This is a genomic window from Bordetella sp. 2513F2, assembly GCF_054642735.1.
This window is the reverse complement of sequence record NZ_CM137755.1, coordinates 902,259-927,670: the sequence shown is the minus strand read 5'-3', so window position 1 is coordinate 927,670 and position 25,412 is coordinate 902,259. Positions and strand designations below refer to the sequence as shown.

The following is a 25,412-nucleotide window of genomic DNA, read 5'->3' as shown; positions in this document are numbered from 1 at the left end:
TTATAGGAGCCCCGCATGAGCGCGAACATACTTGCCCAATTCATGACCGAGCTGGCCAGCGGCCGGATCCGCGTGGTGGACCTCACCGAGACGCTGACGCCGGAATTCCCCACCATCGTGCTGCCGCCCGAGTTCGGCCAGGCCTGGCCCTTCCGCATCGAGGAGATCTCGCGCTACGACGAACGCGGCCCGGCCTGGTACTGGAACAACTTCTCGTGCTCCGAGCACACCGGCACGCACTTCGACGCTCCGGCGCACTGGATCTCCGGCAAGGACCAGCCCGACAACACTGTCGACACCATCCCGGTCGAGAACTTCATCGCCAGCGCCTGCGTGATCGACTGCTCGGCCGAGGCGCGCGGGAACCCCGACTTCCTGCTCAGCATCGATTTCGTGCAGGCCTGGGAAGAGAAGCACGGCCGCATCCCCGCGCGCTCCTGGGTCTTCATGCGCACCGACTGGTCCAAGCGCGCCAAGCCCGGCGACTACCTGAACATGCGCGAGGATGGCCAGCATTCGCCCGGCCCCGACGCCGAAGTGGTGCCCTGGCTGATCAAGGAGCGCGACGTGCATGGCTTCGGCACGGAGTCGGTGGGCACCGATGCCGGCCAGGCGGCGCACCTGGATCCCCCCTACCCGTGCCATTACTTCATGCATGGCAACAACCGCTACGGCCTGCAGTGCATGACCAACCTCGACCAGCTGCCGCCCACGGGCGCCGTGGTGTTCTCCGCGCCGCTGAAGATCCGCAACGGCTCGGGCAGCCCGCTGCGGGTGCTGGCCCTCGCTCCCACGGAGGCCGGACGATGAGCCAGGCCGACGTCGCCGTGGTCACCGGCGGCAGCGCCGGCATCGGGGCCGAGATCTGCCGGCGCATGCTGGACGCCGGCTACGAAGTCGTGTCGCTGGCGCGCCGCGCGCCCGAATTCAGCCATGCGCGGCTGCACAGCGTGCAGGCCGACCTGCTCGACCCGGCCGCCACGGCACAGGCTGCGGCCGAGATCGCGCAGCAGCATGCCGTGACCCACGTGGTGCACAACGCGGGCGTGATCTGGCCCAACCTGCTGCCCGACGTCAAGCAGGAGGAACTGCACGGCCTGACCCAGCTGCACCTGGGCGCGGCCATCAGCCTGGTGCAGGCCGTCCTGCCCGGCATGCAGCAGCGCCGCTACGGCCGCATCGTGCTGATGTCCTCGCGCGGCGCGCTGGGGCTGCCCACGCGCACCGCCTACTCGGCCACCAAGGCGGGCATGATAGGCATGGCGCGCACCTGGTCGCTGGAGCTGGCGCCGCACGGCATCACCGTCAACGTGGTCGCGCCCGGGCCCATCCAGACCGACATGTTCTACGAAGTCATCGAACCCGGCAGCGAGCGTGAGCGCAAGCTCGCCGAAGGCATCCCGGTCAGGCGCATCGGCCGCGCGGACGATGTGGCGCGGGCCGTGATGTTCTTCTGCGACCCCGACAACAGTTTCATCACCGGACAGACGCTGTACGTCTGCGGAGGGGCCAGCGTGAGCGCGATCACGATCTGAGCACCCCGCAGCCGCCCCGAACATTCCAACGCAGCACCCACCACTCCCGCACAGGAGGAATCGTCATGATGTCCAAGAAGCTCTCCCTGGCCGCCGCGGCCGTTGCCGCCCTGCTGGCGCTGCCCGCGCTCGCGCAGGTCAAGGTCGGCGTGGTCACCTCGTCCACCGGGCCTACCGCGCTGGTCGGCATTCCCCAGAAGAACAGCGTGCCGCTGCTGCCCAAGGAAATCGGCGGCCTGAGCGTGGAGTACATCTCGCTGGACGACGCCAGCGACTCCACCGCGTCGGTCACCGCATTCAAGAAGCTGATCTCGGAGCAGAACGTCGACGCCATCATCGGGCCGTCGGGCTCGCCCAATGCCATGGGCGTGATCCAGTTCGCCGCCGAGGCCGGCGTTCCCATGCTGGCGCCGGTGGGCACGGCGGCCGTGGTGCTGCCCATGACGGAACAGAAGAAGTGGGTGTTCAAGACCACGCAGAACGACGACATCATCGCCCGCGCGCTGGTCGAGCACATGGCCAGGACGGGCATCAAGACCGTGGGCTTCATCGGCCTGAACGATCCCTACGGCGAGAACTGGTACAAGGTGTTCTCGGGCCTGGCCGCCGAGAAAGGCATCAAGATCACCGCCAACGAGCGCTACCTGCGCTTCGACAGCTCGGTGACCGGGCAGTCGCTGAAGATCCTCGCCGCGCGCCCCGACGCGGTGCTGATCGCCGCACCCGGCGCCGCCAGCGTACTGCCGCAGAGCACGCTGTTCGACCAGGGCTACAAGGGCAAGTTCTACCAGACCCATGGCGCCGCGCTGCCCGATTTCCTCAAGCTGGGCGGCAAGAAGGTCGAGGGCACCATCCTGGCGGCCAGCCTGATGCTGGTGCTGCCCGAGATTCCCGACAGCCATCCCTCCAAGAAGGTCGCCACCGCCTACATCGAGGCCTACAAGAAACTGCACGGCTCGGTGCCCGCCACCTTCGGCGCCAACGTCTATGACGCCGGGCTGCTGCTGGAGCAGGCCATCCCGGTGGCCGCCAAGGCCGGCAAGCCGGGCACCAAGGAGTTCCGCAGCGCGCTGCGCGATGCGCTGGAACAGACCAAGGAGCTGGTGGGCACGCAGGGCGTCTACAACATGACGCCCGAGGACCACAGCGGCTTCGACGACCGCGGCCGCGAGCTCATCACGGTCAGCAACGGCAACTGGACGCTGCTCAAGTAAGAAGACCCGGGCGCCGCATGAACGCACAGATCGCACTGATCCTCGGCCAGGACGGCATCACCAACGGCGCCATCTACGCGCTGCTGGCGCTGGCCATCCTCCTGGTCTTCACGGTGACCCGGGTCCTGTTCATCCCCCAGGGGGAGTTCGTGGCCTTCGGGGCGCTCAGCATGGCGGCCATCCAGTCGGGCCGGCCGGTGACGCTGGTCTGGCTGCTGGCCGCATTCGCGGTGTGCGAGGCGCTGGCAGACCTGCAGGCGCAGCGCAGGCGGCATGGCAGGCTGCGGCCCCGGCCGGGCCTGCTGCTCAAGCTGGCCTATCCCTTCGTGCTGGCCGCCCTGCTGTACAGCCTGCCGCTCGCGGACCTGCCCATGGCGCTGCAGGCCCTGCTCACCCTGGCCCTGGTGGTGCCCATGGGGCCGCAGCTCTACCGCCTGTTCTACCAGCCCGTGGCCTCGGCCTCCACGCTGGTGCTGCTCATCGTGTCGATCGCGGTGCACCTGGCGCTGGTGGGCCTGGGCCTGCTGGCGTTCGGCGCCGAAGGCGCGCGCACCACGCCGTTCAGCGACGCCACCTGGATGGTGGGCCCGGTGAACGTGAGCGGCCAGGCCGTGTCGGTGATCGCCGTCTCGGTCCTGCTCATCGTGGTGCTGTTCGCCTTCTTCGAGCGCAGCATGTACGGCAAGGCGCTGCGCGCCGCCGCATACAACCGGCTGGGCGCACGGCTGATGGGCATCTCGCCGGTGTTCGCCGGCAAGGCCACGTTCTTCATGGCCGCGCTGATCGGCACCGTGTCGGGCATGCTGATCGCGCCCATCACCACCATCTACTTCGACTCCGGATTTCTCATCAGCCTCAAGGGCTTCGTCGGCTCCATCATCGGCGGCCTGGCCAGCTATCCCGTGGCCGCCGCCGGCGCCGTGCTGGTGGGCCTGATCGAGGCCTACTCGTCGTTCTGGGCCAGCGCCTACAAAGAAATCATCGTGTTCACCCTCATCATTCCCGTCCTGCTGTGGCGCTCGCTCCGGAGCCACCACGTCGAGGAGGAAGAAGAATGACGCCGCGCCACGTGCTGCTGCTGTTCCTCGCACTGCTGGCGCTGGCGCCGCTGGGGCTGCCGCCCTTCTACGTCACGCTGTTCAACTACATCGGCCTGTACGCCATGGTGGCGCTGGGCCTGGTGCTGCTGACCGGCGTGGGCGGGCTCACGAGCTTCGGGCAGGCGGCCTTCGTCGGGCTGGGCGCCTATACCACCGCCGTGCTGACCTCCCGGGCCGAGGTGCTGCCCGCCTGGCTGTCCTGGCTGGGCGCCTCGCCCTGGCTGGCGCTGCTGGCGGGCCTGGCCATCACCTTGGTCGTGGCCTACCTGCTGGGCGCCATCACCCTCAAGCTGTCGGGGCATTTCCTGCCGCTGGGCACCATCGCGTGGGGCCTGAGCCTCTACTTCGTGTTCGGCTCGGTGGAAGGGCTGGGCGGTCACACCGGCCTCACCGACATCCCGCCCATCCGCCTGCTGGGCTGGACCCTGGACCAGGGCGGCGAGATCTACTACCTGATCTGGCTGTTCCTGCTCCTGGCCGTCTGGAGCACGCAGAACCTGCTGGATTCGCGCGAAGGGCGGGCCATCCGGGCGCTCAAGGGCGGCCGCATCATGGCCGAGTCCATGGGCGTGGACACCGCGCGCTCGCGCATGGTGATCTTCATCATCGCCGCGCTGCAGGCCTGCGCGTCGGGCTGGCTCTACGCCCACATGCAGCGCTTCGTGAATCCGCACCCCTTCGGCCTGCAGATGGGCATCGAATACCTGTTCATGACCGTGATCGGCGGCGCCGGCCAGGTATGGGGCGCGCTGGTGGGCGCGGGCGTGTTCACCGTGCTCAAGCAGTGGCTGCAGGACCTGCTGCCGCGGCTGCTGGGGCAGAGCGGCAACTTCGAAGTGATCGTGTTCGGCTTCGGCATGGTGCTGCTGCTGCATCGTGCACGCGGGGGGCTGTGGCCGGCCATCGCGCGGCGCGTGCCGCTGCGCCGCGCGCCGCGCCGCGTCGATACGCAGGCCGAGCCGCTGCCGCGCCGGCCCATGCCGCCGCGCGGCGAGGTCGTGCTGCAGGCCCGCGACATCACGCGGCGCTTCGGCGGGCTGGTGGCCAACAATGCCATGAGCCTGGAGATCCGCGCCGGCGAGATCCTGGCCCTGATCGGCCCCAACGGCGCCGGCAAGAGCACCATGTTCAACCAGGTCTCGGGCGTGGACACCCCCACTTCCGGCACGGTGACGCTGCTCGGCCGCGACGTCACCGGCCTGGGCGCCCGCGCCATTGCGCGCCTCGGCCTGTCGCGCACCTTCCAGCACGTGCGGCTGCTGGGCCGCATGAGCGTGCTCGAGAACGTGGCCATCGGCGCCCACCTGCGCGGGCAGGCCGGCGTGCTGCAGGCCGCGTGGCGCATCGACCGTGCCGAGGAACGGCGCCTGCTCGCCGAGGCCGCGCGCCAGGTCGAGCGCGTGGGCCTGGGACGCCATCTGCACGACGAGGCCGGCTCGCTCGCGCTGGGCCAGCAGCGCGTGCTGGAGATCGCCCGGGCGCTGGCCGCCGACCCCTGCGTCCTGCTGCTGGACGAGCCCGCCGCGGGGCTGCGCTACCAGGAAAAGCGCGAGCTGGCCGAGCTGCTGGCGCGCCTGCGCAGCGAGGGCATGGCCATATTGCTAGTGGAGCACGACATGGACTTCGTGATGGGCCTGGTCGACCGCGTGGTGGTGATGGACTTCGGCGAGAAGATCGCCGAAGGCCTGCCCGCCGAGATCCAGCGCCATCCGGCCGTGCTCGAGGCCTATCTCGGCGGGGTGGAAGAATGAGCCAGGATCGTTTCAAGGGCGGCTCTCCCCTGCTGCAGGTGCGCGACCTCCACGTCTCGTACGACAAGATCGAGGCCGTCTCGGGCGTCAGCCTGGAAGTGGCCGAGGGCCAGATCGTCACGGTGATCGGGCCCAACGGCGCCGGCAAGACCACGCTGCTGTCGGCCATCATGGGCGTGCTGCCCGCGCGCGGCGAGATCGTGTTCTGCGGCCGCGCGCGGCCGCACGCCGAGATCGAGGAGATGGTCGCGGCCGGCATGAACCTGGTGCCCGAGAAGCGCGAGCTGTTCGCCGAGATGACGGTCGAGGACAACCTCATGCTGGGCGGCTTCCATCGCTACCGGACCGGCCAGCGCGACCAGGAACGCACGCTGCGCGAGGTCTACGACCTGTTCCCGCGGCTGCGCGAGCGCCGCGGCCAGCTGGCCGGCACGCTGTCGGGCGGCGAGCGCCAGATGCTGGCGGTGGGCCGGGCCCTGATGGCCAGGCCCAGGCTGCTCATGCTGGACGAACCCAGCCTGGGACTGGCCCCGCGCATCGTGCGCGAGGTCTTCCACATCGTCGGCGAACTGCGCAGGATGGGCGTGTCCATCCTGCTGATAGAACAGAATGCGCGAGCCGCCCTGCAGGTGGCGGACTACGCGTACGTACTGGAGACAGGGGCGATCACGCTGGAGGGCCCCGCGGCCGAGCTGGCCCGGGATCCGCGCGTGATCGAGGTCTACCTGGGCTTGGGCCAGGGGCATTGACCGCGCCCGGAGGGCGCGGAAGGCGGTCTCCAGATGAACGAGTTATCCGGGCTACGCATCTGCGTGGCCGGCGCCGGGGCGGTCGGCGGCACGCTGGCCGCCCGGCTGGCCCGGGCGGGCCATCAGGTCAGCGTGCTGGCGCGCGGCGCCACGCTCGCGGCCCTGCGCCGCGACGGGCTGTGCCTGCATGACCGGTCGGGCTGCACCCGCGTGCACGTGCCCGCCAGCGACCAGCCCGAGTTCGGTCCCCAGGACGCGATCTTCCTGTGCGCCAAGGCGCACAGCCTCGCACCGCTGGTGAGGCAGGCCTGGCCCATGGTGGCCGGGCATACCGTGCTGGTGCCGGCGGTGAACGGCGTGCCGTGGTGGTACTTCCAGGGAGAGACGGGCCCGCTGGCCGGCCAGGCGGTCCGCGCGGTGGACCCCGAAGGCTGGCTGCTGGCAAACGTGCCCTGGCGCCAGCTGCTGGGCTGCGTGGTGTACATCACGGCGGAGAGCCCGGCTCCCGGCGTGGTGGTGTCCCGCACGCCCCACCGCCTGGTGCTGGGCGAGCCCGACAATCAGCCCGGCGAACGGCTCTCCCGCCTGTGCGCGCTGTTGCGGCTGGCCGGCATCGACGCGGAGCCGGCGCCGCGCATCCGCGACGCCATCTGGACCAAGCTGGCGGCCAACCTGAGCTCCAATCCGCTGTCGGTCATCACCGGCGCCACGCTGCGCCAGATCTACGGGCCGACGCCGCTGCGCGAGCTGGCTGCTGCGGTGATCGGCGAGCTCGACGCCGTGGCGCAGGCCCACGGCGCCCGCCTCATGCTGCCCCCGGCCGAATTGCTGGCGCTGGGCGAACGCATGGGGGACTTCCGCACTTCCATGCTGCAGGACTACGAAAACGGCCGGCCGCTCGAACTGGCGGCCATCGGGGACGCCGTGCTCGAGCTGGCCGGCCGGCATCACCTACCCATGCCCACCACCCGCGCGGTGCTCGCGCTGGCCCGCTACCGGGCCCTGCCGCACGCCGCCTGAACCGGAGATCACCATGCATGCCGAGATATCGCAGGAGGCCGCCAGGCCGGCCCACATCGACGAAACCGAATGGCGGCTGCGCGTACAGCTGGCGGACTTCTACCACCTGGTCGACTACCTGGGCTGGACGGAGATGATCTTCAACCACATCTCCGCGCGCCTGCCCGGCCCGGCCCATCACTACCTGGTGAACCCGTTCGGCCTCAACTATGCCGAGGTCACGCCGGAGAACCTGCTGAAGGTGGACCTCGACGGCAAGCTGGTGGAACCCTCGCCCTACCCCGCGAATCCCGCGGGCTTCGCCCTCCACAGCGCCATCCATGGCGCGCGGGACGACATACACTGCATCGCCCATACGCACACCACGCCCGTCTCCGCCATTGCCCTCAAGCAGGAAGGCTTCCGCCACGACGACTTCTACGGCGCCCAGCTGTACGGCCGGGTGGCCTACCACGCCTTCGAGGGCATCACGCTGTTCGCCGACGAAAAGGCCCGCATGCTGGCCAGCCTGGGCGACAGGCACGTGCTGGTGCTGCGCAACCACGGCGTGGCGGTGTGCGAGCGCGACATCCCGGGGACGTTCATGCTGCTCTGGACGGTGCAGCGCGCCGCCGAGATCCAGTGCCAGGCGGCCGCCCTGCCCGGCCCCGACGTGCAACTGGCCAACGCGATCCGCGTCCGCTGCACCGAGCTGGCGGCGCAGCTCATCCGCAACGACGCCTTCGCCATCAAGCTGTTCGATGCCACAGTGCGGCGGATGCGGATGGCGCAGCGGCGGCCATAGCCCGCGGCGGCCGGGGCTCACTGTGCGTCATGGAAGATGATGCCTGCCGTATAGCGCTCTCCCGTGCGGACTCACGCCGTGGCGCAGCGTGACGCGGTAATGGCCCCTGGCCCCCTGCACCGGCCGGGTGTGCACGGCGAACGCCACGGCGTCCCCCTGCGCCAGCGGCACCACCTCCACCCGGCTCTGCATGCGCGGGCGCTGCTCGGTGAGCACGAATTCGCCGCCGCTGAAATCGCGGCCCGGTTCGGACAGCAGGATGGCCACCTGGATCGGGAACACCAGCTCGCCATAGAGATCCTGGTGCAGGCAGTTGTAGTCGCCGGGGCCGTACTTCAGCAGCAGGGGCGTGGGCCGCGCCTGGCCGGCCCGGTGGCAGCGCTCGAGGAATTCGTCGTGCCCGCCGGGATAGCGGCCCTGCATACCCAGCCGGGCATTCCAGGCATTGGCCGTGTCCACCAGGCGCGCGTAGAGCGCCGTGCGCAGCGCCTGCAGCAGCCCGGGCAGCGGATAGGCGAAAGACCGGTATTCGCCCTGGCCGAAACCGTGGCGGGCCATGTGTATGGTGCTGCGGAAATGCCCGTGCTGCGGATAGAGTTCGGCGAGCCGGGCGCATTCGTCCGGCGTCAGCAGCTCGCCGAGCACCGCGCAGCCCCGGGCGTCGAGCTGGCTCGCCAGCCCGTTCCAGTCGTATCGTTCGATCCGCTCCGCGGGTGTCATGCCATGGCCTCCCAGCCAGTGTCCGTTGCCCGCCAGGCTAGACGCCGGCGCCGTGCGGGCGCACCCCGTTTCTTGCCGTCGAATCCCGGCTGCCGGCGAACCGGCGCCTAGGCCATGCCGCGGTAGCGGTCGCGCCGGTACATGGCATAGCCCACCGGCCAGAGCAGCCAGACCAGCGCGCGGGCCGAGGGCCGGGTCAGCGCATAATCGCTGACGGCGCTGGGCAGCCCGGAGCGGTCGAGGTGCAGCCGGAAGCGCGTATAGCGGGCCGCCGCCATGATGAAGGCGCGCGGTCGATGGCGGAACAGTGCCATGTGATGCTGCAGCATGTCCCAGGCCAGCAGGTACAGGCCCTGGACGTTGCTGGCCAGAGACAGGCCGCTGCTGCTGAGCCCCGCGGGATTGTCGTGGTAGATGCGCACCACCTCGTTGATGAAGCGCGTCTGGTAGCCCGCCCGGGCTATCGCCCACCACACCAGGCTTTCCGGCACGAAACCCGCCACGTCCTCGGGATACGGGAAGCGGCGCAGCACCTCGGCGCGCATGCTGCTGAACTTCTCGCCGCGCACGCGATGATGGAAGTACATGTCGATCACGGTGCCGTCGCGCAGGCCCTCGGGGTAGCGGTCGCCGACGATGCGGCCGTCGGGCCGCGCGCACAGCCCGGTGACGGCGAAATAACTGTCGCGCCGCTCGGCGGGCACTTCCTCCCACGCCCGCCGGAAGGTTTCCAGCGCGTCGGGCGGTATTTCGTCGTCGCTGTCGAGCGCCACGATGTACCGGCCGCGGGCTTCGCGCACGCCGCGGTTGAAAGCCGCCTTCTTGTGCTGGTTCTTCTGCCAGATGTAGCGCACGGGGAAATCGGCGCGGGCCTGCCAGGCGCGCACCAGCTCGTGCGTGTTGTCGGTCGAGCCGTCGTCGACGATCAGCCATTCGAAATCCCGGCTGGTCTGGCGGGACAACGACTCGAAAACACGATGCAGGGTGCCAGCCCGGTTGTAGGTGGGCGTGAGGACGGTATGGAGGTGTTGCGGATCCATCATGCGCAATCGGCCGCGGCCGGGGCCGCTGGGGCGGAATGTGCGGTCTTAGCGTTGTAGGAGGGGCTCAGTGTATGGGATATGGGCCCGCGCACCGATTTCGGGCAGTCGAGAGTTTGAAAATGAATATGTCGTCATATGGCAGCATTTTTCGGACGTTGCAGCGCGGTAAACTCGCGGCGACTCCATCCGGTGCGCCATGGAAAGCCACAACCTCCAACTGAACGACATAGCCCTGTTCGTCGAAGTCGCCAAGCGCAAGAGCTTCAGCCTGGCCGCGCGCGCCCTGGACATGCCCACCTCCACCCTGTCGCGCCGGATCAACCAGCTCGAACAGGCCATAGGGCTGCGCCTGATCAACCGCAACACGCGCCGGCTCGAGCTCACGCAGGCCGGCGAGGTCTACATGGATCGATGCCACCGGCTGATCGACGAGGCGAGGCTGGCGCACGAACAACTGCTTGCACTCACTGACAAGCCGCGCGGGCGGCTGAGCGTCTCGATTCCCTACAGCATGGCGATCTGGCTGCTGCCCGAGGTGATCCACGACTTCACCGAACGCTATCCGGAACTGGAGTGCGAATTCGACCTCAGCATGCGGCCCGGCACGAGTTCGGAGGGAGCCCCCTTCGACCTGCTCCTGCGCTTCGGGCACGACCGCGCGGACGCCGGCGTGGACAACGAGGACATCGTGCAGGAGCTGGTATCGCTCGAGGGTTACCTGTATGCCTCGTCCGACTACCTGGAACGCCACGGCGTGCCTGCGGCTCCGGAAGACCTGGCCCGGCACGAATGCCTGCGCACCGCCATCGACGAAGCGCACTCCTACTGGACGCTGCGCAACGGCGAACGCACGGTGCGCGTGCGGGTCGACGGCCATCTCGCCGGCAACAACATCAGCGTCATGGGCACCCTGGCCGGCCAGGGGCTGGGCATCACCCGGCTGCCATCGTGCCTGGCCCTGCACCCGGTGATACAGCGCAATTCCCTGCAGCGCATCCTGCCCGAATGGCGCGTCGAACCCATCTCGGTGTACGCCGCCATGCCCTCGCGCATCATGCCGGCCCGTACGCGCGCCTTCCTGGACTTCATCCGGCCCATGCTCGAACCCCTGTGAAACGCCCGGGCCCCAAAGCACGACGCCCTCCTTGCGGAGGGCGTCGCGGGGCTTCGTGCTTCCGGTGCGGTGTATCCGGCGTAGTGCATCCGGCACCGTGCATCCGGCGCCGTGCATCCGGTGCCGTGCCCGGGCTTACACGCGCTTGATCTTCTCCAGCATCTTGAAGACGCCCTTGGGCGACTTCACGAAGAGGCGCTTGAACGCCTTGCCCAGGCAGCGGCGCTCGAGGGTATTGCGACGGACGCGTTTACGTTCGGCCATGACGGTGTACTCCGGTGGTATGCAGCAGGTTCAGGAACTTTCCGATTGCATTCGATTGCACCGCCAGGTAATAAGCGTGCAGGAAAAATCGGGATAACTCGGCATTCTAGCCCGCGTCGGCACTGCATGACAAATCCGGCCCTGCGGCCGGGGCCGCCGCGCACCGCATTCCGCCTCCCGTTACATCAGGCGCCGGCCCCGGCCTGGGCCAGCGCGGCGCGCACCGCATCGGGCCGGGGCAGCGGCTCCACGGCGCCGTAGCCCTGGGTGGAGAGCGCCGCCGCCGCGCTGGCATAGCGGACCGCCTCCTGCCAGTCGTCGCCCTGGCAGCGTCGGGCCAGCAGGCTGCCGGCAAAGCAGTCGCCCGCTCCCGTGGCATCCACCGCATGCACGGGCAGCGCCGGCACCGCGATCCGGTCATGGCCGTCGTCCAGCACGGCGCCATCCTTGCCGAGCTTGAGCACGACGATGCCGGGCGCGCCGGCCTCGCGCACCCAGTCCAGCGTGCGGCCGGCATCTTCGTGCCCGGTGAAGTGGCGCAGGTCGTCCAGGCTGGGCAGGAACAGGTCCGCCTGCCGCATGGCCTCGCGCAGGATGGCGCGCGCCCGGTCCAGCGGCCACAGGCGCAGGCGCAGGTTGGAATCCAGGCAGACCTGGGTGCCGGCCGCGCGTGCCCGCGCCATCGCCGCGAACACGGTATCGCAGGCGCTGGCGCTGATGGCTAGGCTGATGCCGGAGACGTGCAGATAGCGGGCGCGCTCGATGGCGCCCTCAGGCAGGTCTGCCGGCCGCATGCGCGCCGCCGCCGAATCGCGCCGCAGGTAGCTGAACACGTGGCCATCGGGCCCGTGCTGCACGAAATACACGCCGGTGTGGGCCTCGGCGTCCACGGCCACGCCGTCCGTGTCCACGCCCTCGGCACGCCACAGCCCCAGCAGCTGTTCGCCGAACGCGTCGCCCCCGACCCGGGTGAGATAGGCGCAGCGCGCGCCCTGCCGGGCCGCCGCGATGACTGCATTGGAGGTGTCGCCGCCGTATCCCTGCAGGTATGCGGGCCGGCCGGGCTCGGTCTGGTTGAACTCGATCAGGGCCTCGCCCAGGCCCACCACGTCGATGCGCGCCTCAGCCATGGGCCGCCTCCAGCGCCTGCGCCACCTGCCGCGTCAGCGCCGCGGTGTCGCGGGCGGCGAAGGCGGCCTTGTCGTAGAGGTTGCCGCCGATCCCGACCAGGGCAGCGCCCGCCGCGTAGTAGTCGGCCATGTTCTGTGCCGTGACGCCGCCCGTGGGGCAGAACACGGTATCGGGGAAGACGGACTTCAACGCCGCGAGATGGCGCGGCCCGCCGGTGTCGGCGGGAAAGATCTTGACCACGTCGGCGCCGGCGGCCCGGGCTGCAAGCACTTCGGTGGGCGTGAAGGCCCCCTGCAGGCTGAGCGCGCCGGCCGCGTGCGCCAGCTCCACGGTGGCCGGCAGCACCCCCGGCGAAACCAGGAAGTCGGCGCCCGCCACCAGCGCGTCGCGCGCCTGGGCCTCGGTGAGCACCGTGCCCACGCCCAGCAGCAGGCTGTCGCCGTGCTTGTCGCGCAGGGCGCGCAGCAGGTCGTTGACGTCCGGGATGGTGCAGGTCAGCTCGAGCGTGCGGCAGCCGGCGGCCACGGCCACTTCCGCCGCATAGGCGGCTGCGGCCACGTCGCCGTAGCGCAGCACGGGCACGAGGCGGGCAGCCAGCAGCGCGGCCCGCCGGGAAGCGAAAACATCATCGGATTGGGGCACGGCATCTTCCTCTTGCTAGGGGTTGATCGGGTTCGGGGAGCCGCCGGCAGGGCCTGCAGCCAGGGAGCGGCGCGGTCGCGCAGGCGCGTCGGCCACGGCCTGCAGCACGCTCATGAACTTGGGGAATGCGGCGGTACCCGCCACCTGGCGCTCGGACAAACGGCCTCCTCCGGTCCGATCCGCCGCTGCGACGCGGCGCCGCAAGGTGGCATGGAGTCGGACAAATCTGCGATACTGTTTATATGTACAGCCCTGGCCCGGCAAGCGCTCACCATGTGGGCATGCCCGCCACGATATAGGCAAATTATCCCACGGCGTCCCGGCGCCCGCCTACGCGGCCGCTCCCCACCCTCAGGCTACGATATCGCTCCATGAGCTCCCATATCCGCATCACTGGCGCGCGCCAGAACAACCTCAAGAACCTCGATCTCGACATCGCCACCGGCGAGCTGGTGGTCGTCACCGGGGTTTCGGGATCGGGCAAGAGCTCGCTGGCCTTCGACACGCTCTATGCCGAAGGCCAGCGGCGCTACGTGGAAACCTTCTCCCCGTATGCGCGCCAGTTCCTCGACCGCATGGACAAGCCGCAGGTCGACCGCATCGAAGGCATCCTGCCTGCCATCGCCATCGACCAGACCAACCCGGTGCGCAGTTCGCGCAGCACCGTGGGCACCATGACGGAGCTCAACGACCACCTCAAGCTGCTGTTCGCGCGCGGCGCCACGCTGTACTGCCGCGGCTGCGGCAAGCCGGTGCGGCGCGACACCCCCGACTCCATCCACCGCTCGCTGGCCGGGCGCGCGGCGGCCGCCGGCGACCCGCGGCTGGTGATCACCTTCCCGATCGCGGTGCCGGCCAATTTCACCGAAGACGAGGTGCGCGGCTTCCTCGAGCAGCAGGGCTATACCCGCGTGCACGCCGAAGAAGCGCCAGAAGGGCTGCCGGCCCGCGCGGCCAGGCGCGGCGGCAAGGGCAAGGCGGCGCCGGCCGAGGCGCCGCGCCGCGTGCTGCACGTGGTGCAGGACCGCTTCCGCCACGCCGGCGCGGAGCGCGAACGCATCATGGAAGCGCTGGAAACCGCCCTGCGCATGGGCGGCGGCCATCTCGCCATCCGCGCCCTGGACGACGAAGGCCGCGATGCCGCCGTCTGGAAATACAGCGACCGGCTGCACTGCGCCGACTGCAACATCGAATACGCCGAGCCGCTGCCCAGCAGCTTCTCGTTCAATTCCCCGCTGGGGGCCTGCGAGGCCTGCCGCGGCTTCGGGCGCGTGATCGGCATCGACCTCGGCCTGGTGATACCCGACGAGAACAAGACCCTGCTCGAAGGCGCCATCAAGCCCTGGCAGACGCCCTCCTTCAAGGAATGCCAGGACGACCTGGTCAAGTACGCGCCACGCGCCGGGGTGCCGCTGTCGGTGCCCTGGAAGTCGCTGAGCCCGGAACAGCGCGACTGGGTGCTGGGCGGCGACCCCGACTGGAAAGGCGGCAACCAGGCCTGGAAGACGCAGTGGTACGGCGTGCACCGCTTCTTCGAATGGCTCGAAAGCAGGGCCTACAAGATGCACGTGCGCGTGCTGCTGTCGAAGTACCGCAGCTATACCCCCTGCCCGGCCTGCCATGGCGCCCGCCTCAAGTCCGACGCGCTGCTGTGGCGCCTGGGCACGCAGGCCGACGCCGACGCCGTGCTGCCGCCCCAGGACGAACGTTATCGCCGCTTCATGCCGGCCGGCGTCACATGGAACCGGGCGCTGCTCGACGCGCTGCCCGGCTTGTCGGTGCACGACGTGATGCTGCTGCCCATCGAGCGCGTGCGGCGCTTCTTCGATGAACTGCGCTTCGAAGGCGTGCTCGACGCCGCCACCGATCTCCTGCTCACCGAAGTCCGCGCGCGCCTCAAGTTCCTGTGCGACGTGGGCCTGGGCTACCTCACGCTGGACCGCCAGAGCCGCACGCTGTCGGGCGGCGAAGTGCAGCGCATCAACCTCACCACGGCCCTGGGCACTTCGCTGGTCAACACCCTCTTCGTGCTGGACGAGCCCTCCATCGGCCTGCATCCGCGCGACATGCACCGCGTGGTCGAGGTCATGCACAGGCTGCGCGACGCCGGCAATACGCTGGTGGTCGTGGAGCACGATCCGCAGGTCATGGTGGCGGCCGACCGCGTCATCGACATCGGCCCGGGTCCCGGCGAGCGCGGCGGACACATCGTCTTCGACGGCACGCCGCAGCAGCTGCGCGCCGCCGCCACCCTCACCGGCGACTACTTCGGCGGCCGCCGGCGCGTGGAGGCGCCCCGCCCCATGCCCGTGGCCGACAACACGCCGCGCCTCATCCTCGAAGGCGCGCGCGCCCACAACCTGCGCAACGTGTCGGTATCCATCCCCCTGGGCCGCCTGGTGTGCGTCACGGGCGTCTCGGGCTCCGGCAAGTCCACCCTGATCCAGGACGTGCTGTATCCGGCCCTGCTCAAGCACCAGGGCAAGCCCACCGAAGCCCCGGGCGAATTCGACAGGCTGCTCGGCGCCGAACAGCTGGCCGACGTGGTCATGGTCGACCAGACCCCCATCGGCAAGACGGCGCGCTCGAACCCGGCCAGCTACGTGGGCGCCTTCGACGCCATCCGCAAGCTCTACGCCAATGCGCCGCTGGCGCGCGAGCGCGGCTATACCGCCGGCACCTTCAGCTTCAACAGCGGCGACGGCCGCTGCCCCACCTGCGGCGGCACCGGCTTCGAGCACGTGGAGATGCAGTTCCTGTCCGACGTCTACCTGCGCTGCCCCGACTGCGACGGCAAGCGCTTCCGTCCCGAAGTGCTGGAGGTCAGGGTCGAGCACCTGGGCCGCGCCGCCTCGATCGACGAGGTGCTCGACATGACGGTGAGCGAAGCCCTGGACTTCTTCAAGGGCCTGCGCGACGTGCAGACGGGCCTGGCCCCGCTGGCCGACGTGGGCCTGGAATACGTGCGCCTGGGGCAGCCCGTGCCCACGCTGTCGGGCGGCGAGGCCCAGCGCCTCAAGCTGGCCGGCCACCTGGCCGAGGCGGCGCGCAGCGGCATTTCCAGCGCCAGGGTGGCCAAGAAGGGCAGCCTGTTCCTGTTCGACGAACCCACCACCGGCCTGCACTTCGACGACGTGGCGCGCCTGATGCGCGCCTTCCGCAAGCTGCTGGCGGCGGGCCATACGCTGCTCGTGATCGAGCACAACCTCGACGTGGTGCGCGCGGCCGACTGGCTGATCGACCTGGGCCCGGACGGCGGCGACGCCGGCGGCGAGCTGGTGGCCGCCGGCACGCCGCAGGAAGTCATGGACCATCCGCGCTCGTACACGGGCCAGGCGCTGCGCGACTACGCCGGCAGCGTGCTTCCTGCCGACGTGGTGGTGAGCACCGACGCCGATGCGCAGGAAGCCGAACAGGCGGGGCTCACGGCCCGGGTGGCGGAGCCGCGCGCAGACTACGCCGCCGGCACCCCGCTGCAGTCGCTGATGCGCCGGCGGCGCCAGGCGAGCCGCAAGATCGAGATCCTCAATGCGCGCGAGCACAACCTGAAGAACGTCAGCGTCGAGATCCCGCGCGACACCTTCACGGTGATCACCGGCGTGTCGGGTTCGGGCAAGTCCACGCTGGCCTTCGACATCCTGTTCAACGAGGGCCAGCGGCGCTACCTCGAGTCGCTCAACGCCTATGCGCGCGCCATCGTGCAGCCGGCCGGCAAGCCCGACGTGGACGCCATCTTCGGCATCCCGCCCACCGTGGCCATCGAGCAGCGCACCAGCCGCGGCGGGCGCAAGTCCACCGTGGCCACCATGACCGAGATCCACCATTTCCTGCGCCTGCTCTACATGAAGCTGGGCACGCAGCATTGTCCCGACTGCAACGTGCCCGTGGAGCCGCAGAACGCCGACCAGATCGTCGCGCGCCTGCTGCGCGACCACAAGGGCCGGCACATCGGCCTGCTGGCGCCGCTGGTCACCGCGCGCAAGGGCTACTACACCGACCTGGCCAAATGGGCCGCCGGCAAGGGCTACAGCCACCTGCGCGTCGACGGGGCCTTCATCCCGGTATCGCCCTGGCCGCGCCTGGACCGCTACAAGGAGCACAACATCGAGCTGCCGGTGGCCGACCTGGTGGTCGATGCCGACCGCGAGGCCGAACTACGCGACGCCGTGAAGCGCACGCTGGAGCATGGCCAGGGCGTGCTCAACGTGGTGTGGCCGCTCGACCGGTTGTACGAGTCGCTGGACAGCGAACTGCAGCACCAGCATTTCTCCGTGAAGCGCGCCTGCCCCTCCTGCGGCACCAGCTTCCCCGAGCCCGACCCGCGGCTGTTCTCCTACAACTCCAAGCACGGCTGGTGTCCCGGCTGCTACGGCACGGGCCTGCAGCTGCAGGGCTTCGACGCGGAGCAGACCGGCGAGGAAACCGCCTGGAACGCCTGGTACGAAGGCGAGGCCCAGCCCTGCACCGTGTGCCATGGCCAGCGCCTGAACCGCGTGGCGCTGGCGGTGCGCTGGCGCGACCGCTCCATTGCGGAACTGGCGTCGCTGCCGGTAAGCGATGCCCACACCTTCTTCACCGGCCTGGTGGCGCGCGGCCGCGAGGGCGAGATCGCCCGCGACATCCTGGCCGAGATCCGCGGACGCCTGAACTTCATGCAGGAAGTGGGCTTGGGCTACCTGGCCCTGGACCGCGCCGCCCCCACCCTCTCGGGCGGCGAGGCGCAGCGCATCCGCCTGGCGGCACAGCTGGGGTCCAACCTGCAGGGCGTGTGCTACGTGCTCGACGAGCCCACCATCGGCCTGCATCCGCGCGACAACCGCATCCTGCTCGACGCACTGGCGCGCCTGGAAGGCAACGGCAACACACTGGTCGTGGTGGAGCATGACGACGACACCATACGCCGCGCCTCGCACATCATCGACATCGGCCCGGGCGCCGGCATACGCGGCGGACGCGTGGTGGCGCAGGGCACCGCCCAGGACCTCATCGCTTCCCCCGAATCGGTCACGGGCCGCTACCTCGCCCGGCCGCTGGCGCATCCCCTCAACGGGCGCCGCGCCGTCCGGGCCGACACGCCCATGATCCACATCCACGGGGCGCACCTGCACAACCTGAGGCAGGTCGACGCCAGCATTCCGGTGGGCCGCCTCACCGTGGTCACCGGCGTGTCGGGCTCGGGCAAGTCCACCCTGGCGCGCGAAGTGCTGCTCGACAACCTGGCACGTGCCGTGTCGGCCGGCGCGGCGCCGGGCTGGAACGGCTGCGCGCGCATCACGGGCTGGGAGGTCCTGGACCGCGTGCTCGAGGTCGACCAGACCCCGATCGGCAAGACGCCGCGGTCATGCCCGGCCACCTACGTGGGCTTCTGGGACGACGTGCGCAAGCAGTTCGCCGATACCCGCGAGGCGCGCATGCGCGGCTGGACCCCCGCGCGCTTCTCGTTCAACACCGGCGACGGCCGCTGCCCGGTGTGCGAAGGCCAGGGCATGCGCACCATCGAGATGAACTTCCTGCCCGACGTGAAGGTGCCCTGCGACGCCTGCAACGGCGCCCGCTTCAACAGCGATACGCTGTCGGTGCAGATGCGCGGCCGGCACGCCGGCGAAGTGCTGGCCATGGAAGTCGACGACGCCATCGGCTACTTCGCGTCGCATCCCAAGGTGCTGCGCCCGCTGCAGCTGATGCAGGACGTCGGCCTGGGCTATCTCACGCTGGGCCAGCCTTCGCCCACCCTGTCGGGCGGCGAGGCGCAACGCATCAAGCTGGTCACCGAGCTGTCCAAGACCCGCATGCCCGGCGCCGGGGCGTCCCCGGCCGGGCTTGCCCCCCTGGAGGGCGGCAAGCCCGCAGGGCGCAGCGCGAGGGCGCTCGACCCCGAGGGCCTGTTCAAGACCGGCCGCGCCTCGCGCGCGCCCCACACGCTGTACGTGCTCGACGAACCCACCGTGGGCCTGTCCATGGCCGACGTCGAGAAGCTGGTGCATGTGCTGCACCGGCTGGTCGAGGCCGGCAATACCGTGGTGGTCATCGAGCACAACCTCGACGTGATCGCCGAGGCGGACTGGCTGCTCGACCTGGGCCCGGAGGGCGGCACCGGCGGCGGCCGCCTAGTGGCCCAGGGTTCCCCCGAAGACGTCATGGCCGGCCATGCGCACACGCACACCGGCCGCATCCTGAAGGAGTTCATGTCGCAGCAGGCTAGGGAAACCGCATGACGGCGCCCCGCCACCGCCAGGAAATCGACTGAACGCAGACGCATGGAAAGCCGCTTCGAGGACCGCCTCGCCGGCCAGGCGCTGGTGCTGCGCGAACCGCGTGAACGCGTCCAGGCCCGCACGCCCGGCGAGCTTCCTGCCGCCTTCGCCGCCATCGAGGCGGCGCGCGCGCGCGGGCGCTGGATCGCGCTGCTGCTCGACTACGAACTGGGCGAATGGCTGCTGCCCGAGGCTGCCGGGGCCGGCGCGCCGCGCGCCGGCAGCGCGCCACGCCTGACCGCGCTGGTGTTCGATGCCGCCGAACGGCAGCCCATCGCCGATGCCGGCGACGCCGCCGAGGCGTCGGTGCAGGCCGTGGCGCCGCGCCTGGCGCGCGACGACTACGTCCGCCAGGTCGAGCAGATCCGCGCCGGCATCGCCGCGGGCGAGTTCTACCAGGTGAACTACACCCATCCGCTGGACGTGGCCGTGGCCGGCGATCCCGCGGCCCTGTACCGCCGCATCGCCAGCCGGCATCCGGCCGCGCATGCGGCCTATGTGGACGATGGCGAGCGGCTGGTGCTGTCGTTCTCGCCCGAGCTGTTCGTGGCGCGCCAGGGCGGGCGCCTGCTGACCCGCCCCATGAAGGGCACGGCGCCGCGCCATGCGGATCCCGACGAAGACCGCCGCCTCGGCGAGGCGCTGCGCGCCAGCCCCAAGGACCGCGCGGAGAATCTCATGATCACCGACCTGCTGCGCAACGACCTCGGCCGGCTGGCCACGCCCGGTTCGGTGCGCGTGGACGCGCTGTTCACGCTGGAACGCTATCCCAGCGTGTGGACGCTCACCTCCACGATCTCGGCCGACGCCCCGCACGCCACGCTCGAGGACGTGCTGCGCGCCCTGTTTCCCTGCGGGTCCATCACCGGAGCGCCCAAGGTGGCCGCCATGCGGCGCATCCGCCAGCTGGAAACATGGCCGAGGGGGCTCTATTGCGGCAGCGTGGGGTGGCTGGCGCCCACCGGCGACTTCTCCCTCAACGTCGCCATCCGCACCCTGGTCCTGCCTTCGGGCCGCGCCACGCTGCGCCATGGCGTGTACCATGTGGGCGGCGGCATCGTCCACGACTCCGACCCCGCACAGGAGTGGCAGGAGTGCCAGTGGAAGGCGCGCATCCTGCGCTGACGGCCGCCGGCCCGGAGAACGCCGTGCAGCCCCATCTCATCGAAACCATGCTGGTCACCGCCGACCGCCAGGCCCCCCTGCTGGCGCGGCATCTCGACCGCCTGGGGCGGTCCGCCCAGGCGCTGGGCTATCGCTGCGATCCGGGTGCCGTCGAGCGCGAGGTCCGGGCCTGCATCGCAGGCATCCAGGCTCCCGGCCCGCACCGCCTGCGCCTGCTGCTCGACATGGCCGGACATTGCAACCTGGAGGCCCTGCCGCTGGCGCCGCTGCCGCCCGGCCAGGAGATCCTGCTTTCGCCCGACCTGCTCGACGCCAACGAGCCCCTGCTGCGCTACAAGACCACCCATCGGCCCTGGTACGCGCGCGCCGCCGAGTGGCTGCCCGCGCACCCCCAGGTGTTCGACATGGTCTACATGAATACCGACGGCGAGCTGTGCGAGGGCAGCCGCAGCAACCTCTACCTGCTGCTCGACGGCCAGTGGTATACCCCTCCGCTTGCCAGCGGCTGCCTGCCCGGCGTGCAGCGCGCCGAACTGCTGGCCGGCGGCAAGGTGCGCGAACGCGTGCTGCGGGTGGAAGCGCTGCGCAATGCCCAGGGCCTGCGCCTGTCGAACGCGCTGCGCGGCTGGTTCGACGTCGCGCTGCGCGGCGATTGAGGCCGCCGCGCCCCTAGCGCGGCTAGCGCGGCGTATCCGACAGCGCCAGCCGCAATGCCTCGTTGGCCGCGGCCAGGCCCATGGCCGCGGTCACCGTCACCACCGACCCGTAACCGGCGCAGGACAGCCCCTGTGGGGCCGGCGCGGCGGCAGCCGCGCCCACGTCATCGTCCGCCTCGGCGGACTGCGTCCAGGCCCTGGGCAGGATGGCGGGCTGGTCGAACCACAGTGCCCGCACCCCCATGCGCGGCACGCGCTTCAGCGCGCGGCCGTGGGCGTCGGATGCGCGCGGATAGCCGTGCTCGCGCCGCAAGGTGTTGCGCAGCTTGGACAGCAGGGCGTCGTGGGCAGCCTCCGACAGGTCGCCCGCACGCAGCGACAGCGGGTCGGTCTTGCCGCCCGCCCCGCCGCACAGCAGCACCGGCAGCTTGCGGTCGCGCGCATGCAGGATCATGGCGATCTTGGCCGCCGCCTGGTCCGTGCAGTCGACGATGGCGGCATAATGGCCGGCCAGCAATCGGCCCACGTTGCCCGGATCGACGAACTCGTCCACCCGCGTCACCACGCATTCCGGGTTGATGTCGCGGATGCGCGCCGCCATCGCCTCCACCTTGGCCTGGCCCAGCGTGGGAGTCAGCGCGTGGATCTGGCGGTTGACGTTGGACTCGGCGATATGGTCCATGTCGATGAGCGTGAGCGCGCCCACGCCGCAGCGCGCCAGCGCCTCCGCCGTCCACGAGCCCACGCCGCCCAATCCTACCACCGCCACGTGCGCGCCATACATGCGGGCGGGCGCGGCAGGCCCGTACAGGCGGGCAAGGCCGCCGAAGCGGCGCTCGGCGTCGATGTCGCAGGTCGGCGTCAGGTCGGGCTGGGCGATCGTCATGATGGGCGCTATTTTCCCACGTTCCGCGGCGGCGCCTGGCGGGCCTGCTCCTCCGGCAACGCAGGCACGGTCGGCGCATCGCCGCCGCCCAGCGCCAGGTACAGCGACGCCTGGTTCACCAGCCGATTCAGCCTGTTCTCGGCCACCGCGATCTCGGTGTTGCGGCGCTGCTCCTGCGCATCCAGCCAGAAGCGCAGGGAGACGGCGCCCGCGCGGTAGCGCACTTCGTACAGTCGCTCGGCGCGGCGCGCCGATTCCAGCGACTGCGCCAGCAGGCGGGCGCGGTCGGTCAGCTGCGTGCGGGCCGACAGCGCGTTCTCCACGTCGGCCATGGCCTGGTACAACGCCTGGCGGAACGTCACGACGCGCTCCTCGAAGTCGGCGCGCGAGATGTCGATGTTCAGCTGCATCGAATTCAGCTGCAGGAACGGCAGGCTGAGCCCCGCACCCAGGGTGCCCACCGGATCCTGCAGCAGGTTGCCCAGCGCGGTGCTGGCGGTGCCCAATGCGCCGGTCAGCGTGATGGGCGGGTAATAGCTCAGGCGCGTGGCGTCGACGTGGGCCAGCGCGCTGCGCAGGCGCAGTTCGGCCGCGCGCAGGTCGGGGCGACGGCCCAGGAGGTCGGCCGGCAGGCCGGCGCGCACGGGCGGCGGCTCGGCCCGCGGCAGGGCCTGGGGATCGGCCACGATGCGGTCCGGCGGGCCGTCGAACAGGATGGCCAGCGCGTTGCGGTATTCCACGCGCTGCTGCAGCAGGTCGGTGTGCGCCGCCTGCTGGTTGGACAGGTTCTGCTCGGCCTCGGCCACCTCCAGCGCCGACGCGCCGCCGGCCGCGTACTGCGCGCGCACCAGCTCCAGCGTGCGCCGCGCATAGGCGATGCTTTCCGTGCTGGCGGCCAGGCGCTGGTTGATGAAGCCGATCTGCCAGTACAGCTGCGCCGTGGTGCCGGTCAGGCTGAGCGCGGCGCTCTGGCGGTCCTGTTCGGTGGCGTCGGCCTCCCACTGCGCGGCGTCGCGGGCGCGCGACAGGCGGCCCCACAGGTCCAGTTCGTAGCTCACCGTCAATTGCGCCTGGTTGCTGCGCAGGATCTGCCTGTCGCCGTACAGATTGCGCGAGCGGCTCACGTCCACCGTGCCGCCGAACAGCGGGAAGAGATCGCTGCGCGCCAGGCCGGCGGCCAGCTGGGCGCGGCGCACCCGCACGCCGGCGGCGGCCAGGTCGTTGTTGCGCGCCAGGGCCTGCCCGACCAGCCGGTTCAGCTCGGGATCGCCGAAGGCCTGCCACCAGGGGCCCGAGGGCTGGGCCGCGTCGTCCGGCAGGCCCTGGGTCCATTGCGGCGGCACCTGAACGGCCGGCCGCTCGTAGCGGCTGTCCAGCAGGCCGCAGCCGCCCAGCGGCAGGGCCATTGCCAGCGCCAGGATCACGGGTCGAAGAATCGGTACGGGCAGCTTCATTCTCGGGCCAGGGATTCGATGGGGTCCAGGCGCGCCGCGTTGCGCGCAGGCAGGTAGCCGAAGGCCACCCCGATGAGCGTGGAGCATACGAAGGCGGCCACCATGGAGCCCGCCGAATACACCATCTCGAACGAGCCGCCGGTGGCCCTGGATACCAGCACGCCCAGCCCCAGCGACAGCGCGATGCCGGCCACGCCGCCGATCAGGCAGACCAGCACCGCCTCGATCAGGAACTGCTGCATGATGTCGGCGCGGCGCGCGCCCACCGCCATGCGCACGCCGATCTCGCGGGTGCGCTCGGTGACCGACACCAGCATGATGTTCATCACGCCGATGCCGCCCACCACCAGCGAGATCAGCGCGATCATGGAAACCAGCAGCGTCATGGTGGCGGTGGTGCGCTCGATGGTCTGGCGCACCGAGTCGGTGTTGAAGACGAAGAAATCCCTGGTGCCGTGGCGCTGCGTGAGCAGCCTGACGATGGCCTGCTCGGCCGTCTCGATCGGCGTGTCGTCGGCCACCCGCACGGTGATGCTGCGCAGGTGCTGCTGGCCCAGCACGCGGCTCAGTGCCGTGGTGTAGGGAATGTAGACGTTCAGCGTCTCGGCCGCGCCGAACAGCGCATCCTGCTTGAACGTCACGCCCACCACGCGGCTGGGCACGCTGCCCAGCAGGATCACCTGGCCGATGGGGTCGGCATGGGCGCCGAACAGCCGGTTGCGGGTGTTCTCGTCGATCACCACGTCCTGGCTGCGGCGCGTCACGGCGGTGGCGTCGAAGAACTGCCCCTGCGCCAGCCGCAGGCCGCGCACGCGGAAGAACTGCTCGCCCACGCCCTGCACGGTGCCGTTGACCGACACATTGCGATAGCGCAGCGACACGCTGGTCGACACCTGCGGCGTGACGCTGTCGGCGAAATGCTGGCGCGCCAGGGCGTCGGCGTCGGAAGGCACCAGCGTGCGGATGCGCGTGGCCTCCTCGTCGCCGAAATTCTCGCCCGGGAAGATGTCCACCGTATTGGTGCCCATCTGGCTGATGTCGCTCAGTATCTTCCGCCGCGAGCCCTCCCCCAGCGCCACCACCGACACCACGGCCGCGATGCCGATCACGATGCCCAGCATGGTCAGCGCCGTGCGCAGGCGGTGCGCATTCATGGCAACCAGCGCCATGCGCAGCGCCTCGCCGGTGCGCTCCAGGGCGCCCTGCCACCTCGGCCGGCTGCCGGCCGGCGCCGGCTCGTCGGCCGCCGGCGCGGGCGGCGCAGATGGCGCCGACGTAGAGTCCGCATTGGGCCGGTCGGCCACGATCTCGCCGTCGCGGATCTCGATGATGCGGCGCGCATGGCGCGCCACTTCCATGTCGTGGGTGACGATGACGATGGTGTGGCCGGCGGCGTTCAATTCTTCCAGGATGCGCAGCACCTCCTGCCCGGTGTGCGTGTCCAGCGCGCCGGTGGGCTCGTCGGCCAGGATCACCTGGCCGCCATTCATCAGCGCGCGGGCGATGCTGACGCGCTGCTGCTGTCCGCCGGACAGCTGGCTGGGGCGGTGTTCCATGCGCTCGCCCAGGCCCAGCCGCCGCAGCAGCGCCTGCGCGCGCTCGCGCCGCTGCCCGCTGGCCCGGCCCGCGTACACCGCCGGCATCTCGACGTTGCCGCGCGCGGTCAGGTCGGCCATCAGGTGATAGCGCTGGAAGATGAAGCCGAAATGCTCGCGCCGCAGCTCGGCCAGTTCGTCGGGAGACAATTCGCCCGTGGCGCGTCCGCCGATGCGGTACGTGCCGCGAGAAGGGCGATCCAGGCAGCCCAGGATGTTCATCAGGGTCGACTTGCCCGAGCCCGACGCGCCCACGATGGCCACCATCTCGCCCGCGGCGATCTCCAGGTTCACGTCCTTGAGCACCGCGATGGTCTGCTCGCCGGACACGAACTCGCGCCGCACGCCCTCCAGCCGGATCAGCGCCTCGCCCAC

The 25,412-nt window shown here is 70.4% G+C and carries 20 protein-coding genes and 1 pseudogene; 12 read left to right on the top strand and 9 right to left on the bottom strand.

The features are described 5' to 3' along the window. Positions 1-15: 15 nt before the first annotated feature. The 8 genes from ACYBYQ_RS04330 to ACYBYQ_RS04295 all read left to right on the top strand — a co-directional run bounded on the left by ACYBYQ_RS04330 (position 16) and on the right by ACYBYQ_RS04295 (position 8,153). A complete protein-coding gene (locus tag ACYBYQ_RS04330) occupies positions 16-810 on the top strand; it encodes a cyclase family protein (protein WP_459617154.1) in 795 nt (264 codons plus the stop codon). Beyond that, entirely contained in the window at positions 807-1,535 is a 729-nt protein-coding gene (locus ACYBYQ_RS04325) for an SDR family NAD(P)-dependent oxidoreductase (protein ID WP_459617153.1), read from the top strand. The genes ACYBYQ_RS04330 and ACYBYQ_RS04325 overlap by 4 nt, the downstream gene beginning before the upstream one ends. Positions 1,536-1,600: 65 nt before the next feature. Beyond that, positions 1,601-2,749: an ABC transporter substrate-binding protein gene (locus ACYBYQ_RS04320; protein ID WP_459617152.1), complete on the top strand. Its 1,149-nt coding sequence runs from the start codon at positions 1,601-1,603 to the stop codon at positions 2,747-2,749. Between the two features lie 17 nt (positions 2,750-2,766). After that, positions 2,767-3,807 carry a branched-chain amino acid ABC transporter permease gene (locus ACYBYQ_RS04315; RefSeq protein WP_459617151.1) on the top strand — a complete coding sequence of 347 codons (1,041 nt, stop codon included), beginning with the start codon at positions 2,767-2,769 and terminating at the stop codon, positions 3,805-3,807. After that, positions 3,804-5,600, top strand: a complete 1,797-nt coding sequence (locus ACYBYQ_RS04310; RefSeq protein WP_459617150.1) for a branched-chain amino acid ABC transporter ATP-binding protein/permease — start codon at positions 3,804-3,806, stop codon at positions 5,598-5,600. Before ACYBYQ_RS04315 ends, ACYBYQ_RS04310 begins: the two co-directional genes overlap by 4 nt. After that, a complete protein-coding gene (locus ACYBYQ_RS04305; RefSeq protein ID WP_459617149.1) occupies positions 5,597-6,349 on the top strand; it encodes an ABC transporter ATP-binding protein in 753 nt (250 codons plus the stop codon). Before ACYBYQ_RS04310 ends, ACYBYQ_RS04305 begins: the two co-directional genes overlap by 4 nt. A gap of 33 nt (positions 6,350-6,382) precedes the next feature. Then, positions 6,383-7,369, top strand: a complete 987-nt coding sequence (locus tag ACYBYQ_RS04300; protein WP_459617148.1) for a ketopantoate reductase family protein — start codon at positions 6,383-6,385, stop codon at positions 7,367-7,369. 13 nt (positions 7,370-7,382) lie between these two features. Continuing rightward, positions 7,383-8,153, top strand: coding sequence for a class II aldolase/adducin family protein (locus ACYBYQ_RS04295; RefSeq protein WP_459617147.1), 771 nt, complete (start codon positions 7,383-7,385; stop codon positions 8,151-8,153). Between the two features lie 17 nt (positions 8,154-8,170). Here ACYBYQ_RS04295 and ACYBYQ_RS04290 read toward each other — a convergent pair. Further along, positions 8,171-8,873 (bottom strand): annotated as a pseudogene (locus ACYBYQ_RS04290) (2OG-Fe(II) oxygenase). A gap of 107 nt (positions 8,874-8,980) precedes the next feature. Then, positions 8,981-9,916 (bottom strand): glycosyltransferase family 2 protein, encoded by a 936-nt coding sequence (locus ACYBYQ_RS04285; protein ID WP_459617145.1) that lies wholly within the window; start codon positions 9,914-9,916, stop codon positions 8,981-8,983. 196 nt (positions 9,917-10,112) lie between these two features. On the opposite strand from ACYBYQ_RS04285, the gene ACYBYQ_RS04280 reads away from it, so the two are divergent. After that, on the top strand, positions 10,113-11,030 hold the full coding sequence (locus ACYBYQ_RS04280; protein ID WP_459617144.1) for a LysR family transcriptional regulator: 918 nt from the start codon (positions 10,113-10,115) through the stop codon (positions 11,028-11,030). A gap of 135 nt (positions 11,031-11,165) precedes the next feature. Here ACYBYQ_RS04280 and ACYBYQ_RS04275 read toward each other — a convergent pair whose 3' ends face one another. The 4 genes from ACYBYQ_RS04275 to ACYBYQ_RS04260 all read right to left on the bottom strand — a co-directional run bounded on the left by ACYBYQ_RS04275 (position 11,166) and on the right by ACYBYQ_RS04260 (position 13,226). Beyond that, the gene (locus tag ACYBYQ_RS04275) at positions 11,166-11,294 is read right to left on the bottom strand and encodes a hypothetical protein (protein WP_006226408.1); all 129 of its coding nucleotides are present in this window, start codon (positions 11,292-11,294) and stop codon (positions 11,166-11,168) included. A gap of 185 nt (positions 11,295-11,479) precedes the next feature. Beyond that, positions 11,480-12,424: a sugar kinase gene (locus ACYBYQ_RS04270; protein ID WP_459617143.1), complete on the bottom strand. Its 945-nt coding sequence runs from the start codon at positions 12,422-12,424 to the stop codon at positions 11,480-11,482. Continuing rightward, positions 12,417-13,067: a bifunctional 4-hydroxy-2-oxoglutarate aldolase/2-dehydro-3-deoxy-phosphogluconate aldolase gene (locus ACYBYQ_RS04265; RefSeq protein ID WP_459617142.1), complete on the bottom strand. Its 651-nt coding sequence runs from the start codon at positions 13,065-13,067 to the stop codon at positions 12,417-12,419. The genes ACYBYQ_RS04270 and ACYBYQ_RS04265 overlap by 8 nt, the downstream gene beginning before the upstream one ends. Before the next feature lie 15 nt (positions 13,068-13,082). Then, positions 13,083-13,226 carry a hypothetical protein gene (locus tag ACYBYQ_RS04260; protein WP_459617141.1) on the bottom strand — a complete coding sequence of 48 codons (144 nt, stop codon included), beginning with the start codon at positions 13,224-13,226 and terminating at the stop codon, positions 13,083-13,085. A 212-nt stretch (positions 13,227-13,438) separates the two neighbouring features. Between ACYBYQ_RS04260 and uvrA the strand changes: the two genes are divergently transcribed. The 3 genes from uvrA to ACYBYQ_RS04245 are packed head-to-tail and all read left to right on the top strand — an operon-like array spanning position 13,439 to position 21,102. Then, on the top strand, positions 13,439-19,282 hold the full coding sequence (uvrA, locus tag ACYBYQ_RS04255) for an excinuclease ABC subunit UvrA (RefSeq protein WP_459617139.1): 5,844 nt from the start codon (positions 13,439-13,441) through the stop codon (positions 19,280-19,282). 42 nt (positions 19,283-19,324) lie between these two features. Next, on the top strand, positions 19,325-20,446 hold the full coding sequence (locus tag ACYBYQ_RS04250; RefSeq protein ID WP_459617138.1) for an aminodeoxychorismate synthase component I: 1,122 nt from the start codon (positions 19,325-19,327) through the stop codon (positions 20,444-20,446). A gap of 23 nt (positions 20,447-20,469) precedes the next feature. Continuing rightward, entirely contained in the window at positions 20,470-21,102 is a 633-nt protein-coding gene (locus tag ACYBYQ_RS04245) for an aminotransferase class IV family protein (RefSeq protein ID WP_459617137.1), read from the top strand. A gap of 22 nt (positions 21,103-21,124) precedes the next feature. On the opposite strand, the gene ACYBYQ_RS04240 is transcribed toward ACYBYQ_RS04245, so the two are convergent. Genes ACYBYQ_RS04240 through ACYBYQ_RS04230 form a run of 3 tightly spaced genes read right to left on the bottom strand, consistent with a single transcriptional unit; the run spans position 21,125 to position 25,412 of the window. Continuing rightward, positions 21,125-21,988, bottom strand: coding sequence for a tRNA threonylcarbamoyladenosine dehydratase (locus tag ACYBYQ_RS04240; protein ID WP_459617136.1), 864 nt, complete (start codon positions 21,986-21,988; stop codon positions 21,125-21,127). 8 nt (positions 21,989-21,996) lie between these two features. Beyond that, positions 21,997-23,442, bottom strand: coding sequence for an efflux transporter outer membrane subunit (locus tag ACYBYQ_RS04235; protein ID WP_459617135.1), 1,446 nt, complete (start codon positions 23,440-23,442; stop codon positions 21,997-21,999). After that, positions 23,439-25,412: a MacB family efflux pump subunit gene (locus ACYBYQ_RS04230; RefSeq protein ID WP_459617133.1), complete on the bottom strand. Its 1,974-nt coding sequence runs from the start codon at positions 25,410-25,412 to the stop codon at positions 23,439-23,441. The genes ACYBYQ_RS04235 and ACYBYQ_RS04230 overlap by 4 nt, the downstream gene beginning before the upstream one ends.

What these genes read in the sequence shown, in the direction of transcription:
- ACYBYQ_RS04330 (WP_459617154.1), top strand. Translation starts at nt 16, where the DNA reads ATGAGCGCGAACATACTTGCCCAATTCATGACCGAGCTGGCCAGCGGC.
- ACYBYQ_RS04325 (WP_459617153.1), top strand. Translation starts at nt 807, where the DNA reads ATGAGCCAGGCCGACGTCGCCGTGGTCACCGGCGGCAGCGCCGGCATC.
- ACYBYQ_RS04320 (WP_459617152.1), top strand. Translation starts at nt 1,601, where the DNA reads ATGATGTCCAAGAAGCTCTCCCTGGCCGCCGCGGCCGTTGCCGCCCTG.
- ACYBYQ_RS04315 (WP_459617151.1), top strand. Translation starts at nt 2,767, where the DNA reads ATGAACGCACAGATCGCACTGATCCTCGGCCAGGACGGCATCACCAAC.
- ACYBYQ_RS04310 (WP_459617150.1), top strand. Translation starts at nt 3,804, where the DNA reads ATGACGCCGCGCCACGTGCTGCTGCTGTTCCTCGCACTGCTGGCGCTG.
- ACYBYQ_RS04305 (WP_459617149.1), top strand. Translation starts at nt 5,597, where the DNA reads ATGAGCCAGGATCGTTTCAAGGGCGGCTCTCCCCTGCTGCAGGTGCGC.
- ACYBYQ_RS04300 (WP_459617148.1), top strand. Translation starts at nt 6,383, where the DNA reads ATGAACGAGTTATCCGGGCTACGCATCTGCGTGGCCGGCGCCGGGGCG.
- ACYBYQ_RS04295 (WP_459617147.1), top strand. Translation starts at nt 7,383, where the DNA reads ATGCATGCCGAGATATCGCAGGAGGCCGCCAGGCCGGCCCACATCGAC.
- ACYBYQ_RS04285 (WP_459617145.1), bottom strand. Translation starts at nt 9,916, where the DNA reads ATGATGGATCCGCAACACCTCCATACCGTCCTCACGCCCACCTACAAC.
- ACYBYQ_RS04280 (WP_459617144.1), top strand. Translation starts at nt 10,113, where the DNA reads ATGGAAAGCCACAACCTCCAACTGAACGACATAGCCCTGTTCGTCGAA.
- ACYBYQ_RS04275 (WP_006226408.1), bottom strand. Translation starts at nt 11,294, where the DNA reads ATGGCCGAACGTAAACGCGTCCGTCGCAATACCCTCGAGCGCCGCTGC.
- ACYBYQ_RS04270 (WP_459617143.1), bottom strand. Translation starts at nt 12,424, where the DNA reads ATGGCTGAGGCGCGCATCGACGTGGTGGGCCTGGGCGAGGCCCTGATC.
- uvrA (WP_459617139.1), top strand. Translation starts at nt 13,439, where the DNA reads ATGAGCTCCCATATCCGCATCACTGGCGCGCGCCAGAACAACCTCAAG.
- ACYBYQ_RS04250 (WP_459617138.1), top strand. Translation starts at nt 19,325, where the DNA reads ATGGAAAGCCGCTTCGAGGACCGCCTCGCCGGCCAGGCGCTGGTGCTG.
- ACYBYQ_RS04240 (WP_459617136.1), bottom strand. Translation starts at nt 21,988, where the DNA reads ATGACGATCGCCCAGCCCGACCTGACGCCGACCTGCGACATCGACGCC.
- ACYBYQ_RS04235 (WP_459617135.1), bottom strand. Translation starts at nt 23,442, where the DNA reads ATGAAGCTGCCCGTACCGATTCTTCGACCCGTGATCCTGGCGCTGGCA.